Origin of the sequence: uncultured Flavobacterium sp. (genome assembly GCF_937967675.1) — a bacterium.
In the GTDB taxonomy this organism is placed as follows: domain Bacteria; phylum Bacteroidota; class Bacteroidia; order Flavobacteriales; family Flavobacteriaceae; genus Flavobacterium.
Genome location: NZ_CALBSN010000068.1, coordinates 1 through 14,716, shown reverse-complemented (window position 1 = coordinate 14,716; position 14,716 = coordinate 1). Strand labels below are relative to the sequence as shown.

The 14,716-nt window shown below is 31.6% G+C and carries 8 protein-coding genes and 1 pseudogene; 3 read left to right on the top strand and 6 right to left on the bottom strand.

What is annotated here, in order from left to right; genetic code table 11:
* Positions 1-10: 10 nt before the first annotated feature.
* The 5 genes from uvrA to Q0075_RS04665 form a co-directional block, all read right to left on the bottom strand.
* Positions 11-2,842: an excinuclease ABC subunit UvrA gene (gene uvrA, locus Q0075_RS04685; RefSeq protein ID WP_297868501.1), complete on the bottom strand. Its 2,832-nt coding sequence runs from the start codon at positions 2,840-2,842 to the stop codon at positions 11-13.
* 82 nt (positions 2,843-2,924) lie between these two features.
* Positions 2,925-3,887, bottom strand: coding sequence for a Fic family protein (locus Q0075_RS04680; RefSeq protein ID WP_297868500.1), 963 nt, complete (start codon positions 3,885-3,887; stop codon positions 2,925-2,927).
* 483 nt (positions 3,888-4,370) lie between these two features.
* Positions 4,371-6,188: a chloride channel protein gene (locus Q0075_RS04675; protein WP_297868499.1), complete on the bottom strand. Its 1,818-nt coding sequence runs from the start codon at positions 6,186-6,188 to the stop codon at positions 4,371-4,373.
* Positions 6,189-6,241: 53 nt separating this feature from the next.
* Positions 6,242-6,907, bottom strand: a complete 666-nt coding sequence (locus Q0075_RS04670) for a DNA alkylation repair protein (RefSeq protein WP_297868498.1) — start codon at positions 6,905-6,907, stop codon at positions 6,242-6,244.
* Positions 6,894-7,490 carry an acyl carrier protein phosphodiesterase gene (locus Q0075_RS04665; RefSeq protein WP_291108848.1) on the bottom strand — a complete coding sequence of 199 codons (597 nt, stop codon included), beginning with the start codon at positions 7,488-7,490 and terminating at the stop codon, positions 6,894-6,896. The genes Q0075_RS04670 and Q0075_RS04665 overlap by 14 nt, the downstream gene beginning before the upstream one ends.
* 137 nt (positions 7,491-7,627) lie before the next feature.
* On the opposite strand from Q0075_RS04665, the gene glmM reads away from it, so the two are divergent.
* The gene (gene glmM / locus Q0075_RS04660; protein WP_297868497.1) at positions 7,628-9,025 is read left to right on the top strand and encodes a phosphoglucosamine mutase; all 1,398 of its coding nucleotides are present in this window, start codon (positions 7,628-7,630) and stop codon (positions 9,023-9,025) included.
* Positions 9,026-9,059: 34 nt separating this feature from the next.
* Here the strand turns inward: glmM and Q0075_RS04655 are convergent, their stop codons facing one another.
* Positions 9,060-11,057 (bottom strand): endonuclease, encoded by a 1,998-nt coding sequence (locus Q0075_RS04655; RefSeq protein WP_297868496.1) that lies wholly within the window; start codon positions 11,055-11,057, stop codon positions 9,060-9,062.
* A gap of 163 nt (positions 11,058-11,220) precedes the next feature.
* Between Q0075_RS04655 and Q0075_RS04650 the strand changes: the two genes are divergently transcribed.
* Together Q0075_RS04650 and Q0075_RS04645 are read left to right on the top strand one after the other, a co-directional pair.
* Positions 11,221-14,040 carry an aminopeptidase gene (locus Q0075_RS04650; protein ID WP_366798173.1) on the top strand — a complete coding sequence of 940 codons (2,820 nt, stop codon included), beginning with the start codon at positions 11,221-11,223 and terminating at the stop codon, positions 14,038-14,040.
* Between the two features lie 183 nt (positions 14,041-14,223).
* Positions 14,224-14,716, top strand: a pseudogene (locus Q0075_RS04645) (transketolase); the annotation flags it as partial.

The following is a 14,716-nucleotide window of genomic DNA, read 5'->3' as shown; positions in this document are numbered from 1 at the left end:
AATTAGGTTGCTAAGATAATTCTTTTTTCAAAAACTGCGCCGTATAACTTTTTTTATTTTTCACGATTTCCTCTGGAGTTCCTTTAGCTACAACTTCTCCGCCACCTTTTCCACCTTCGTAACCAATGTCGATAATATAATCCGATAATTTTACAACATCCAAATTGTGTTCGATAATTAAAACGGTGTTTCCTTTATCAACTAACTTATTGATTACATCCATAAGAACTCGAATATCTTCAAAATGTAATCCTGTTGTAGGTTCATCTAAAATATAAAACGTATTACCCGTATCTTTTTTAGAAAGTTCAGTTGCTAATTTGATACGCTGTGCTTCACCACCTGAAAGCGTTGTGCTTTGTTGCCCTAATGTGATATAACCCAATCCAACATCTTGAATGGTTTTTACTTTTCGATAAATTTTTGGAATATTTTCAAAGAAATCCACAGCTTCATCAACCGTCATGTTTAACACGTCAGAAATTGATTTTCCTTTGTAACGAATTTCCAATGTTTCTCTGTTGAATCGTTTTCCCATACAGGTTTCACATTCCACGTAAACGTCTGGTAAAAAGCTCATTTCGATAGTTCGAACTCCAGAACCTTCGCAATTTTCACAGCGACCGCCTTTTACATTAAAACTGAATCTTCCAGGTTTATAACCACGAATCATCGCTTCTGGAACTTGAGTAAATAAAGTTCTAATTTCTGAAAACACATCTGTATAAGTCGCTGGATTAGAACGCGGTGTTCTTCCAATCGGACTTTGATCGATGTCGATTACTTTATCGATATGTTCTAAACCTTCGATTTTCTTGTAAGGTTGTGGCTTTTTAACAGCATTGAAAAAATGCGCATTTAATATCGGATACAAGGTTTCGTTAATTAAAGTCGATTTTCCACTTCCAGAAACTCCGGTAACACAAACCAATTTTCCTAGCGGAATTTCAATCAAAACATTTTTTAAGTTATTTCCCGTAGCACCTGATAATTTGATGTATTTACCATTACCTTCACGACGTGATTTTGGAACTTCAATCTGCATTTTACCACTCATGTACTGAGCCGTAATCGTATTTTCTTTTAGCAATTCTTTTGGTGTTCCTTTACTGATGATTTGTCCACCAAAACGACCTGCTTTTGGACCAATATCAATAACATAATCAGCACGTTCAATCATGTCTTTGTCGTGTTCAACCACGATTACTGAGTTTCCGATATCGCGCAAACTTTCTAACGATTTAATCAAACGCTCATTGTCTCTTTGATGCAAACCTATACTTGGTTCATCTAAAATATATAAAACACCAACCAATTGCGAACCAATTTGCGTTGCCAATCGAATACGTTGCGCTTCACCACCAGATAGCGATTTTGAACTTCGGTTTAAGGATAAATAGTTCAAACCAACATCCAACAAAAACTGCAATCTCGCTGTAATTTCTTTTAAAATTTCAGTTGAAATAACTTGTTGTTTTTCAGAAAGATGATTTGGTAAATCGGCAAACCATTCGGATAATTCAGCTACGTCCATTTGGACTAATTCACCTATGTTTTTTCCGTTTAATTTAAAATATAACGATTCTTTTCTCAAACGCGTTCCTTCGCATTCTGGACAATCGTTTTCATCCATAAATTCTTTTGCCCAACGTTTGATACTTGCCGAATCGGAATTATCGTATTGATTTTTAATGAAGTTAGAAATTCCTTCAAAATCAATTTTATAATCTTTAGTAATTCCCATAACCTTTGAAACGACTGAGAATTTTTCATTTCCACCATACAAAATCATGTCCATTGCTTCTTGCGGAATGGTTTCGATGGCATCGGTTATTTTGAAGTCATATTTTTGTGCGATAATTTCCAATTGCTTAAAAATCCACGAACTTTTATATTCACCCAAAGGAGCAAAACCACCATTTTTAATTGATGATTTCGGATTTGGGATAATTTTTTGTAAGTTGATTTCATTCACCGTTCCTAATCCGTTACAACACGGACAAGCACCTTTTGGAGAGTTGAATGAAAAATTATTGGGTTCCGGATTTGGATAGGATATTCCAGAAGAAGGACACATTAAATTACGACTGTAAAAACGTACTTCTTGACTTTCTTGTTCAATCACCATCATTACATCATCCCCATGATACATTGCGGTTTTGATACTTTCTGATAAGCGTTTATCGGTGTCTTCTTCGTTGTCAATCGCCATTCTATCAATTACTATTTCGATGTCATGCGTTTTATAACGATCAACTTTCATACCGTATTCTAAATCACGAATCTCGCCATTTACTCGAACTTTTAAGAAACCTTGTTTGGCAATTTGCTCAAATAATTCGCGATAATGACCTTTACGAGAACGAACAACTGGTGCTAAAATATTGATGCGTTTTCCATTAAAATCCTCTAAAATCAATTGCTTGATTTGTTCATCCGAATACGAAACCATCTTTTCGCCCGTATTGTAACTGTAAGCATCGGCACCACGAGCGTACAACAAACGTAAGAAATCATAAATTTCAGTAATCGTTCCTACAGTAGAACGAGGCGATTTACTAGTCGTTTTTTGCTCAATAGCAATCACAGGCGAAAGTCCGTCGATTTTATCCACATCAGGTCGTTCTAATCCTCCAAGAAATTGTCGAGCGTAAGCAGAGAACGTTTCTATATATCTTCGTTGTCCTTCGGCATAAATCGTATCAAAAGCCAATGAAGATTTTCCAGAACCCGACAAACCTGTAATAACCACTAGTTTTTCTCGTGGAATTGTAACATCAATATTTTTAAGATTATGGGCTCTTGCTCCAATAATTTCGATTGTTTCTTCTGTGTGTTGCATATTTTTTGGCAAAACGCAAAGATACTGATTTCAATTCAATTTTTGTGGTAGACAAATGTGAAGAAATTAAAAAAAGAAAGCGCTATAATAAACGCTTTCTTTGTCTATTATTGATGTAATCGTTAATAGCTTTTTTTGTGGTAACCCAATTTCTTCCTTCTTTATAAGCATCAATTTTTCCTTGGCGTGCCAATAAACTAACATACTCTTGACTGTATGGAGTATTAGGCTCGCTTACAATATTAGCAATAGATTGATATTCATCATCATTATCACTTGGAATTGAAGTTAAATAGATATTAACCGTTCTTTCTAGAGCTTGACACATTAATAACGTTAACTTTTGATAGTTATTATTATTAGCTTGATTTAAAGCATCGTAATATTTTTTTCTGTCATTTTTTAAGATGATGGCTGGCGGAAAACCTCTTCGCATGAGTAATAAATTCATTGCTAAACGAACGGTTCTTCCATTTCCATCAAAAAAGGGATGAATCCAAACTAATTTGTGATGAAAAATAGTAGCTAATTCAATATCATTCAATTGCAACGGATTTTCATTTACAAATTGAATTAATTCATCTAACAAATCTGAAACTTTATTTGCATTTGGCGGAACAAAATTTGCTCCAGTGATTCGAACGCCAGCATTTCTAATTCTTCCTGCAAAATCATCTTCAATGGTGCGCAAAACTAAACCATGAAGCGATAAAATATCAATACTTCTTAACAAATAATTATCATTGATGATTTGATATAAATAATTAATCGCATGCTCGTGATTTTTAGCTTCAAAATGTTCTCGCAATGATTTTCCTTTCACGGTAATTCCATCTTGAAGTACCATTTGTGTTTCTCGAAGGGATAGTGTATTTCCTTCAATACTATTCGAATTATAAGTCCACTCAATTGAAAGCGACTCTTTAATTTTTGATATAGCAGAATATGGCAGCGGCCTATTTTGATTGAGCACAGCCAATTTATCATACAATCTTTCGAATGTTGATTGAAATTCTTCTCGATAGGATAAATCAATATTCCACATATTTATTTTATTCTCAACACAAAGGTATTAATATCGGATAGAATAAAAAAATATTTTATCCGATATTTAAATATTTAATAATAGAAATTAGATTTTAGATGAAAGATTCTTAAAATTTCTGTAATTTCTAAAATATGTATTCCAAAAAGTAATAAACACCCCTAAAGTCCCCTCAAGGGGACATTCCTACTAAGAAATTTATTGGAATTGTTTTTCAAATAAATAATATTTTATGATTAGAATAATCATTCATAACATCATTTTAAAATCTAGATAAAGTTTTTAGGTTTAGAATTAAAATTATTTTAATAAAATTAAGATCCCAATTATAATTAAAACAAAGCCACCAATAAATCCTTTCAGATGCATGATGTAAGATGTTGTTAGTTCTGGTTTTCTAGATTTGTTATCTTTTAAAGTGATAAAGAGAATAAATATTCCCGCTAGAATTAATAATATTGATATGGTTATATTTTTCATAATTTATTCAATAATCATCGATTTCAAACGCATTCTGTATTTTTCTAGAATAAGTTGTTTGTATATGAATCCAAGGAAGATGCCATCTTTTAAAACTGGTAAGACTTTACAACCTGATGTATCAAATTTCTCCATAATGGTTTCTAAAGTTTCATCATAGAAAATAATTTCTTTTGGAGGTTGCATGACTTCATATGTTGAAGTGTATTTTACTTTGAATTGTGAGAAAACAATTGGTCTGATTTCATCTAACAATATCAAGCCTAAAAGCGTATTTTTTTCATCCAAGACAGGAAAAATATCAGCATCTGATTGTTGGATTTTCTCAACTAATTCTTCCAAATTATTACTAACCGAAATGGATTTGAAATCAGTTTGAATTAATTTAGCTACATCAATAGAATTCAAAATATTAGCATCACGATTATCCGTAAAGACTTCACCTTTATCTGCTAAATTTTTAATATCGAAGGAATAAGGCTCAAAACGTTTTGAAATTGCAAAACTTACCGAAGAAACAATCATTAAAGGAACCATCAAATTATAACCTCCCGTAATTTCAGCAATAAGGAAAATTGCGGTTAGTGGTGCGTGAAATAATCCGCTCAATATTCCAGCCATTCCTACAAGAGTAAAGTTTCCAATTGGTAACTTGGCGAAACCAATTATATTGAAAAAATAAGCCACACAAAATCCTAAATACGAACCTACAAAAAGTGAAGGTGCAAAATTTCCACCATTTCCACCAGCACCTAATGTCAAACTTGTAGCATAAACTTTTATCAACATCGTAGCTCCAACAAACAACAACAGAATCCATTTGGATTCTTGAAAACGTTCAAAAATAGTATTTTGAACCAACCCCTCAGGATTACTATCAGCTAGCGTTTTAATACTTTCATATCCTTCACCAAATAAAGAAGGGAACAAGAAAATCAAGACACCTAAAATTCCGGCTCCAAACAATGCTTTATTGATGATATTAAATTTTAGTCCACTGAAATAATGCTCAATCTTTCTGAAAGTTCTCGCATAATTTATGGAAACTAGGCCACTTAAAACGCCTAGTAAAATATAATAGGGTAAATTATGATAATCGAAAAATTGTACTTTTTTAAACGAAAACAAGATGTTTTCATTCAACATTACCGTTGAAACCAAAGCACCTGTTGCTGCACTAATCATAATCGGAATAAAGGCTGTAATACTAATTTCAGCTAGTACCACTTCAATGGCAAACAATACTCCAGCAATCGGGGCGTTGAAAGCAGCACCAATTCCGGCAGCGACACCACAGGCTAACAAAAGCGTCCTATCTTTGTAACTTAAACGATAATTTTGCGCATAATTACTCCCAAAAGCAGCCCCCGTAACGGTAATTGGCGACTCTAAACCTGCACTTCCACCCATACCTACCGTAAACGAACTTGTAATGATTTGGGCAAACATTTGTTTTCTAGGCATAATTCCGCGCTTTTTGGCGACAGCATACATAATTTGAGAAGTTCCTTTTTCAATAGATCCATCCAAAACCTTTTTAACAATAATTACTGTTATTATAATTCCAATAATTGGTAACGTACTATTACTGTAAGGAAGATGAAAAATATCATCTAATCTTTGAGCCGATTTATAAACCCAATGCGCAAATGTTTTTAGAATAATTACCGCTAATGCCGATGAAATTCCAACTAAAACACACGAAAAATAAATAAACTGCCGTGGTGTTAGTAACGATTTCAAAAGAAAAACAAATCGCTCTAAACGTCGGAAAGTTTTATGTAAAAACGTTTTTAAGGAAAAAGATTTCTTTCTTGGCATTGTCTTGAAGTATTTTACGAAGGTAAATCTTTAATCTGAAAAATGAAACAAAATTAGAGCAAACGTAAGGCCTCTCTTCTACTTAATGGTTTCAAATTGGTAGAATTTACATAAGATTCGACTCCTTTTGGGTTGAATCTACTATAATCTCGTAAGGCCCAACCAATTGCTTTTTGAATGAAAAACTCGTTGGAATCTTTGTGTTTTTCACACTCCGATTTTAAAATTTCGAAATTGTTTTTTTCTTTATAACTCAATTGAAATAAAATAGAACTTCGATTTAACCACATGTTTTCGGAATTGGAAAAACGCTCAACTACTTTTAAAGTTTCCGATGGAAATTGTAACAAATAACCACCCAATAAATATTTTGCAATTGTGTCAACTGAATCCCACCAAGAATTGGTAATTATCAGTTTTTCAATCAATTGAATGTCTTCTAAAACAAAGCTTTTCTTGAACTCTTTTACCAATAAATCAATTGCTGTTTGATGAAATTCTCGTTCTTTCATTTGGAACAATTCCCAAGCAATTGCCCTAAAGTTAGATTTTACTTCTGCTTTATTTTGTTCGTAATTTGACTTGAAAATTGCTCGTCTATTCTCGGTTTTAATTCCAAAATAGGTAAAATTATTCTTCATGTAATTTTCCATTGGAATTGCCAATTCGCTATTGGATGCTTTTCGAAAATCAGCTTCTAAATCACTACAAAATTTCATTGAGTTCCTTTAATTTTTGTTGGCACGAAAATACTAATTCTTCAAAAAACTGAAAAAATTCCGATTCAAATTCAGTATAAAAATCTTGAATTTCCACAATAGCCTCTTGCATGTGTGCACGATGCTTGGTTTTATAATCCATTTGAAAAAGAATCATTTCCAACCCTGCGATTGTTGCATAACTTACTAGCCAATTTCGTCCAATCATATAAGGTAACATTCCTTTTGTTCTTTCGGTGAGAATTTCATAGTTATCTTGCATCAATTGATAAAAATCAGCAGCGTAATCTTCTAAATTTTCTTTGGAATATTTACTCCAATTTTTCGCTAAGAAATGATCGTAAGCAATATCCATAATAACACCGGAATAATGTCCGTATTTTTCATGTAAACGATGTTTACTTTTGCGATAAATTGGATGTGAATCCGTAAAACTATCAATATGCCGGTGCAACAAAATCCCTTTTTGAAGGGAATTTGGATAATCTAAATATTGGGAACCGCGAATACTATCTGCCATGAAATTGCCAATTTTGACAAAATCATTTTCACCAGACAAATAAATATGAGCGAGAAAATTCATTTAGAACTAATAGTTGTTTCCGTAAATATATAAAAATCTTTACAAGTTTTATAGCATACCAATGCTGAACTTTTTATATTTGTGTTGAATTTGGTTTACTATTAACCTTTTAAACCTATAACCTTTTAAACAAAAAAATGACTTTAATAAAATCAATATCAGGAATTCGTGGAACCATTGGCGGTGGTGTTGGCGAAAATTTAACACCAGTTGATGCGGTAAAATTTGCATCGGCTTATGGAACATTTTTAAAAATAAGACACGCTTCAAAAGGTAACGAACGCTTAAAAGTAGTAATCGGAAGAGATGCAAGGATTTCAGGACCCATGATTCACAATTTAGTTATGAATACATTGGTTGGATTAGGAATTGATGTTATCGATTTAGGTTTATCCACTACTCCTACAGTTGAAATTGCAGTTCCAATGGAAAAGGCAGATGGTGGAATTATTTTAACCGCTTCTCATAATCCAAAACAATGGAACGCACTTAAATTATTAAACGAAAAAGGTGAATTTTTAAGTGGAAAAGAAGGTGAATTGATTTTACAAATTGCAGAAAACGAAGCATTTAATTTTTCAGAGGTTGATAATTTAGGCGAGGTTACTGAAAACAATGCTTACATGGATATTCACATTGATGAAGTGTTAGAATTGCCTTTGGTAGATGCTGATTTGGTAAAAACTAAGAAATTCAAAGTAGTTGTGGATGGTGTAAACTCTTCAGGTGGAATTATTATCCCAAATTTATTAGAACAAATGGGCGTTGAAGTAGTAAAATTATATTGCGAACCAAACGGTCATTTTCCACATAATCCAGAACCTTTAAAAGAACACTTAGGTGATATTTGTAAATTAGTTGTAGAAGAAAAAGCTGATTTCGGAATCGTAGTTGACCCTGATGTAGATCGCTTAGCTTTCATTTCAAATGATGGTGAAATGTTTGGTGAAGAATATACTTTAGTAGCTGTTGCTGATTATGTTTTATCAAAAACTCCTGGAAATACAGTTTCTAATATGTCGTCTTCTCGTGCTCTGCGCGATATTACAGAAAAACACGGCGGAACGTATCAAGCAAGTGCTGTGGGAGAAGTAAATGTGGTAGAATTAATGAAGAAAACTAACGCAATCATTGGTGGTGAAGGTAATGGAGGAATTATTTATCCATCATCGCACTATGGTAGAGATAGTATAGTGGGTGTTGCTTTGTTTTTGACCTATTTAGCCAATCAAGATAAAACGATTGCTGAAATTAGAGCTAGTTTTCCACAATATTATATGAGTAAAAACAAAATTGAGTTAACACCTCAAATTGATGTTGATAATGTTTTAGCTACGCTAACCGAAAAATACAAAACAGAGAACATCTCAACTATTGACGGAGTAAAAATTGATTTCCCAACAGAATGGGTACATTTAAGAAAATCAAACACAGAACCGATTATCAGAATATATACCGAAGCTCCAACACAATCAGAAGCGGATGTTTTAGCAGAAAGATTTGTCAAAGAATTAAAAGAAATAGCAGGAATATAAAACAAAAAAGGTCAGATTTAAATCTGACCTTTTTTTATTTTACAATTATCTTTCTTGTTGTAGTTTGAGTTCCATTTGATAATTTTACTAAATACATTCCTGCACTTAAGTCTAACCTAACACGAGTTTCGTTTTCAAAATTTTCTGTCTGAAGTAACTGCCCAGTAACCGTAAAAATTTCTACTTTTGAAGTTCCTTCTAATCCAGAAATAATTAAGAATTCAGAAGCTGGATTTGGATAAACAGCTACTCTATTTTCAATTGGAGTTTGAGTAGATAAAGTTCGTGACCAAGGCTGACCAAAATTAGCTCCAAAAATATAATCTGCTAAACTAGGATAATCTATAAATGGATTACGATTCATCTGCCAAGTGTAGATATAATTATTACGATTCATTTCAAAATCGTCTCTTGGGTCTGAAGTATTCCAAGTTAATAAAGTGGCTAAATCGCCTATTTGATAGGATGGATTTCCACTACTAAGCTCTATTGGATCTCCATTAACCACATTCAAACTTTCAAAACGAACGGCCATATAAAATAAAGATCGAGCTACATCTCCACGCCAAGAACCTTGAGTTCCATCTGGACCTGCATAAACAGTAGATGTATTTACAGAACCATAATTTTTATTGTTTCTTGATGAATTCTCTTGACCGCTAACCGCTCTTATATGATGCGCGTCAGAGACACCATCAACTGTATTAGAAGCACTAGTGGGCAACCATACATTAATCCCATCAGCAGTATCTCCATTTGCCACTTCAAAACCACCTCTTGATTGGCAAAAGATATGTTCTCTATTCCATTTCCCAACTATACTACTTGTATTCTGTTGGTCTAATTTAGCATATGGAACTTCTGTATAAATACACCAAACTTGATTATTATTTTGTGGATTTCTATCTGAACTCTTTAAAATTTCCCAAATATCAGCATAACTATGCAGTCTTACCACTGTTGGATTAGCAATAATATTTTGCAATTCCTGTTTTAATGCATTACCAGCCAAACCTTCTAAGGAATCATAATATCCTATTGGAATAGTTGGTGCTACAATATTATAAGTAGGATTTAAAGGTGTACCCCATGGGTCTGTTGTGAAATTAGCATCATAAACTCTGAAAATGGTATTGTTATTATAAGAGACATACCCTATTGGTAGCGATTGTAAAACAAATTTCATTTCTTCATCACCTTCATCAATTCCATCATTAATTAATATAATACCCGTTTGAGCAGTTGTTTCTCCAACAGGAATCATAACTGTTAAACCTCCTGAGAAATCAGACATTGTAAAATTACCATTATTTAAAGTAAAATTCATTATCAAATTCTGGTTTTGAACTGGTTGACTTGTAGTAAAAATAAAATTAAAACTATCCCCTTCATTATAACTAGATTGAGAAGTAGAAACGGTTATATAATTTGGTGTAATACCACTTCCATCATTATTCATTCCTGGAGTTGGCGCTTTTACTTCATAAGTTCCATCATTTTTTCTTTGAATAGATTGAGAAGTAACCAAACCATTAATATTTTCATTTGTACAAACTGTAATGCCTAAAGTGGTCATCATAGCACTAGGCTGTGTAGAATTACCTGAGTAAGCCAATGCATTTATCAAATTTGTTGTAGTTGCTGTCGTATTAAGCGGGAAATCGTTATCATTTCCCAAATACAATGCTACAACATCTGGTCCATTTTGAACAGTACTATTGGGAAAAATTTTTAAAGGTGCTGGTGAAACTGAATTATTTCCTATATGAAAGATCCCATTAAAATCTGTTTCATATCCATCCAAATCAATTGCATAATAACTAACAGAGTTTGAGTAAGGAGCAGTACTTCCTGCATTAAAAAAAACTAAAACATAACCATCCAAAGAAAAGTTAGGAGTATCAGATTTTAATTCGACAAATTCCAATTGATCTGTTCCTGGGGTATCTGAATCAATTTCATTAATAACAATTTGTGAATGAGAAAACATTCCCACTAAAAGGAATAATATTGTAAATATTTTTTGGGGCATAATATCTAAATTTATCAAATTTACTAATATTTATCTTATTTTACATATTACTTATTTTTTTTAATTAAAAATTAAGCTAACTGTAATAATAATTTTATATTTTGCCGATATTTAAGCAACTTTTTTGCTTTAATAGCATCTGTAGTAATAAAATAGAATCCATTTGAAGCATTTAATCAAAATAGTTTTATTTCTTTTCCCAATTCTTATGTATTCTCAGCATTCCTCAAGGATATCTGTTAGAATAAATACAGAAGAGAAAACACTATTGATTAAACAAGAATTAACTTATAATAATTCTAGCAACGATACCCTCAAACACATTATTCTAAACGATTGGAACAATGCTTTTTCCTCAAAATCCTCAGCACTAGCAAGAAGATTCTCAGACGAATTCAATAGATCTTTTCATTTGGCTGGCTACAAGGAAAGAGGTTTCACTGATATAAAAAATATAACAGATGAAAAATTTCAATTCATATCATGGCAGCGACCTAATGGTAAAATTGATTTAGTTAAATTAGATTTAAATCAACCTATTTTACCATGCTCAAAGCAAACTTTTACATTAACCTATGTTGTAAAAATTCCGGATGCAAAATTCACAAAGTTTGGTTATACAAATTTCGGAAAAATAGTCTTAAAAAACTGGTATTTAAACCCTTCTAGATACGAATACAAACAATTTATTCAATATAGTAATGAAAATTTAGATGATATCCCTAATGCTTTTTCCGATTTTGAAATTGAATTAGAATTACCAAAAAAATATTATGTACATAGTAATCTTGAAGAAATTAGTACAATTGAACTTGATGCAAACAAAAGAATTACGTTAAAATCTAAAAATAAAAGTGATGCCATAATAGCTTTAGAACTGGAAAACACCTATCAAAATTTTAAAAATGAAATCATTGAAGTTAGTTGTGGAATTGAAGATAATAAAATTACCAATATTTCTAAGGCTTTAATTTTTGATAAAGTTGCTCGTTTTAGCGCATCTAAACTAGGATTACCGATTGCTCCAAAAATAATACTTAATCAAGAAGATTACAATAGAGAGCCATTTTATGGATTAAATCAGCTTCCTAGTTTTTTAAGTCCTTTTCCAAATGATTTAATGTTTGAATTAAAATTTTTAAAAACTTATTTAGGAATTTATTTGAAAGAAAATTTCAATTTGAATCAAAGAAGAGACTATTGGGTTTATGATGGAGTTCAAGTTTTTTTGATGATGAAATATATTGAGGAATATTATCCTGATTTAAAAATGACAGGGAATTTAGCAAATATTAAACTACTCAAATCATACAACTTTATCAATCTTAATTTCAATGAGCAATACAATTATTTGTATATTCTAATGGCAAGAAAAAATCTTGATCAACCATTAAATGAACCTAAAAACAAACTCATCAAATTCAATGAACATATTGCTAGTAAATATAGAGCTGGTTTGAGCTTAAAATATTTAGATGATTACTTAGGAAATGAAATTGTTCAAAATTCTATACAAGAGTTCATTCAAGAAAATCAAAATTTTGGAACAAACTCAAGACAATTGGAAACAGTTTTAGAAAAAAATAGTCCAAAAAATATTGATTGGTTTTTCCGTACCGTTGTAGAAACTCGTAAATTAATTGATTTTAAATTTGGTAAAGTAAAAAAATCAAACGATTCTTTATCTGTAAAAATTATTAATAAAACAGGAACTAATGTACCTATTTCATTGTACCATTTGAAAAACAATGAGATTATCAAAAAAAGTTGGATAACCAATATTTCAACAGACTCAACAATTGTTATTCCAAGATTAGACGCTGATAAATTAACACTAAATTATAATAATGAAATACCAGAATATAACCTCAGAAACAATTGGAAATCATTAAAAGGATTCTATTTTAACAATAGACCTTTCAAATTTATTTTTCTAAAAGATCTAGAAGATCCCCATTACAATCAAATTTTTTACGTTCCAGAAGTAGAATTCAATATTTATGATGGAGTGGCTGTAGGAATGAGATTACACAACAAATCCATACTTAACAAACCATTTACTTTTAGTACAACCCCAATGTATTCAAGTAATACAGGGACTATTGTTGGAAAATTTACTGCATTTGTTGATGATAATATTAGAGAAGATGGAAAGTTATATCACATAAGATATCTTATTACAGGAAATCGTTTTCATTACACAAGTGATGCCTTTTACACCAATATAAGTCCTGTAATCCAATTTAAATTTAGAGATAGAAACTTCAGAACTAATAAAAATGAATTTATTCAATTAAGACAAGTATACGTTCAGAGAGACAAATCGAATCTAATCATTGATACGAAAACAGAAAACTATAATATCTTCAACGCGAAATATGGAAATTATCAATCTGAAGGTACGAAACATTTTTCCATTTTAAATGATTTACAAATAGCAAATTCCTTTGGAAAAGTTGCAACCGAAGTGCATTTCCGAAAACTATTTGAAAACAATCGCCAAATAAGTCTACGCCTTTTCGCAGGAGCTTTTATGTTCAGAAGCACTAATTCCGACTTTTTCAGTTTTGGATTAGATCGACCTAACGATTATATGTTCGATTACAATTTATTAGGAAGAAGTGAAATAACAGGAATTTACAGTCAACAATACGTTTACGCAGAAGGTGGATTCAAATCTAAATTAGATACCCGATTTGCAAACCAATGGATGACTACTATTAATGGAACATTCAATATATGGAATTGGATTCAAATTTATGGTGATGCTGGAATGTTTAAAAACAAATACTCCGATCCAAAATTTGTTTTTGATTCTGGATTTCATTTAAACTTAGTTCCTGATTATTTTGAACTGTTCTTACCTGTTTATTCCTCAAACGGTTATGCATTGAATGATACAAATTATGGACAACAAATTCGTTTTGTTGTTACTCTAAGTCCTAAAACATTAGTTTCACTATTTACAAGAAAATGGTTTTAATAGATTTTTGTTCATTTATTTAACAATTCAATAATTAAAAATCGTTTTTCAATGAATTCATTGCGTTTTTCAAATCAAAATCATTGATAATTTAATAATAATTAAAAAAATATTACACCTTGTATTGTTTTATAAGTCGTTTTAATTAAATTTGTTGAATTATCAATTTCGTACAAACGTCTTATGAAAACAGCAACAACATCGGAAGTAGTTTCTTTTGAAGATTTTAAAAAAGAAGTCATTAACGATTATAAAATCGCCCGAATTAGTAGAGAATGTAGCCTTCTAGGAAGAAAAGAAGTACTTACGGGTAAAGCCAAATTCGGAATTTTTGGCGATGGTAAAGAAGTACCTCAATTAGCATTAGCAAAAGCATTTCAAAACGGAGATTTCCGTTCAGGATATTATCGTGACCAAACGTTTATGATGGCAATTGGAGCTATGAACATCGAGCAATTTTTCGCTGGATTATATGGCCATACCGATATTAATTTTGATCCAATGAGTGCTGGACGTCAAATGGGCGGTCACTTCGCAACGCATTCATTAGACGAAAACGGAAATTGGAAAAATTTAACCCAACAAAAAAATTCTAGTTCTGACATCTCTCCTACTGCCGGACAAATGCCGCGTTTGTTAGGATTGGCTCAAGCTTCAAAAATATACAGAAATGTTT

What these genes read in the sequence shown, in the direction of transcription:
- uvrA (WP_297868501.1), bottom strand. Translation starts at nt 2,842, where the DNA reads ATGCAACACACAGAAGAAACAATCGAAATTATTGGAGCAAGAGCCCAT.
- Q0075_RS04680 (WP_297868500.1), bottom strand. Translation starts at nt 3,887, where the DNA reads ATGTGGAATATTGATTTATCCTATCGAGAAGAATTTCAATCAACATTC.
- Q0075_RS04675 (WP_297868499.1), bottom strand. Translation starts at nt 6,188, where the DNA reads ATGCCAAGAAAGAAATCTTTTTCCTTAAAAACGTTTTTACATAAAACT.
- Q0075_RS04670 (WP_297868498.1), bottom strand. Translation starts at nt 6,907, where the DNA reads ATGAAATTTTGTAGTGATTTAGAAGCTGATTTTCGAAAAGCATCCAAT.
- Q0075_RS04665 (WP_291108848.1), bottom strand. Translation starts at nt 7,490, where the DNA reads ATGAATTTTCTCGCTCATATTTATTTGTCTGGTGAAAATGATTTTGTC.
- glmM (WP_297868497.1), top strand. Translation starts at nt 7,628, where the DNA reads ATGACTTTAATAAAATCAATATCAGGAATTCGTGGAACCATTGGCGGT.
- Q0075_RS04655 (WP_297868496.1), bottom strand. Translation starts at nt 11,057, where the DNA reads ATGCCCCAAAAAATATTTACAATATTATTCCTTTTAGTGGGAATGTTT.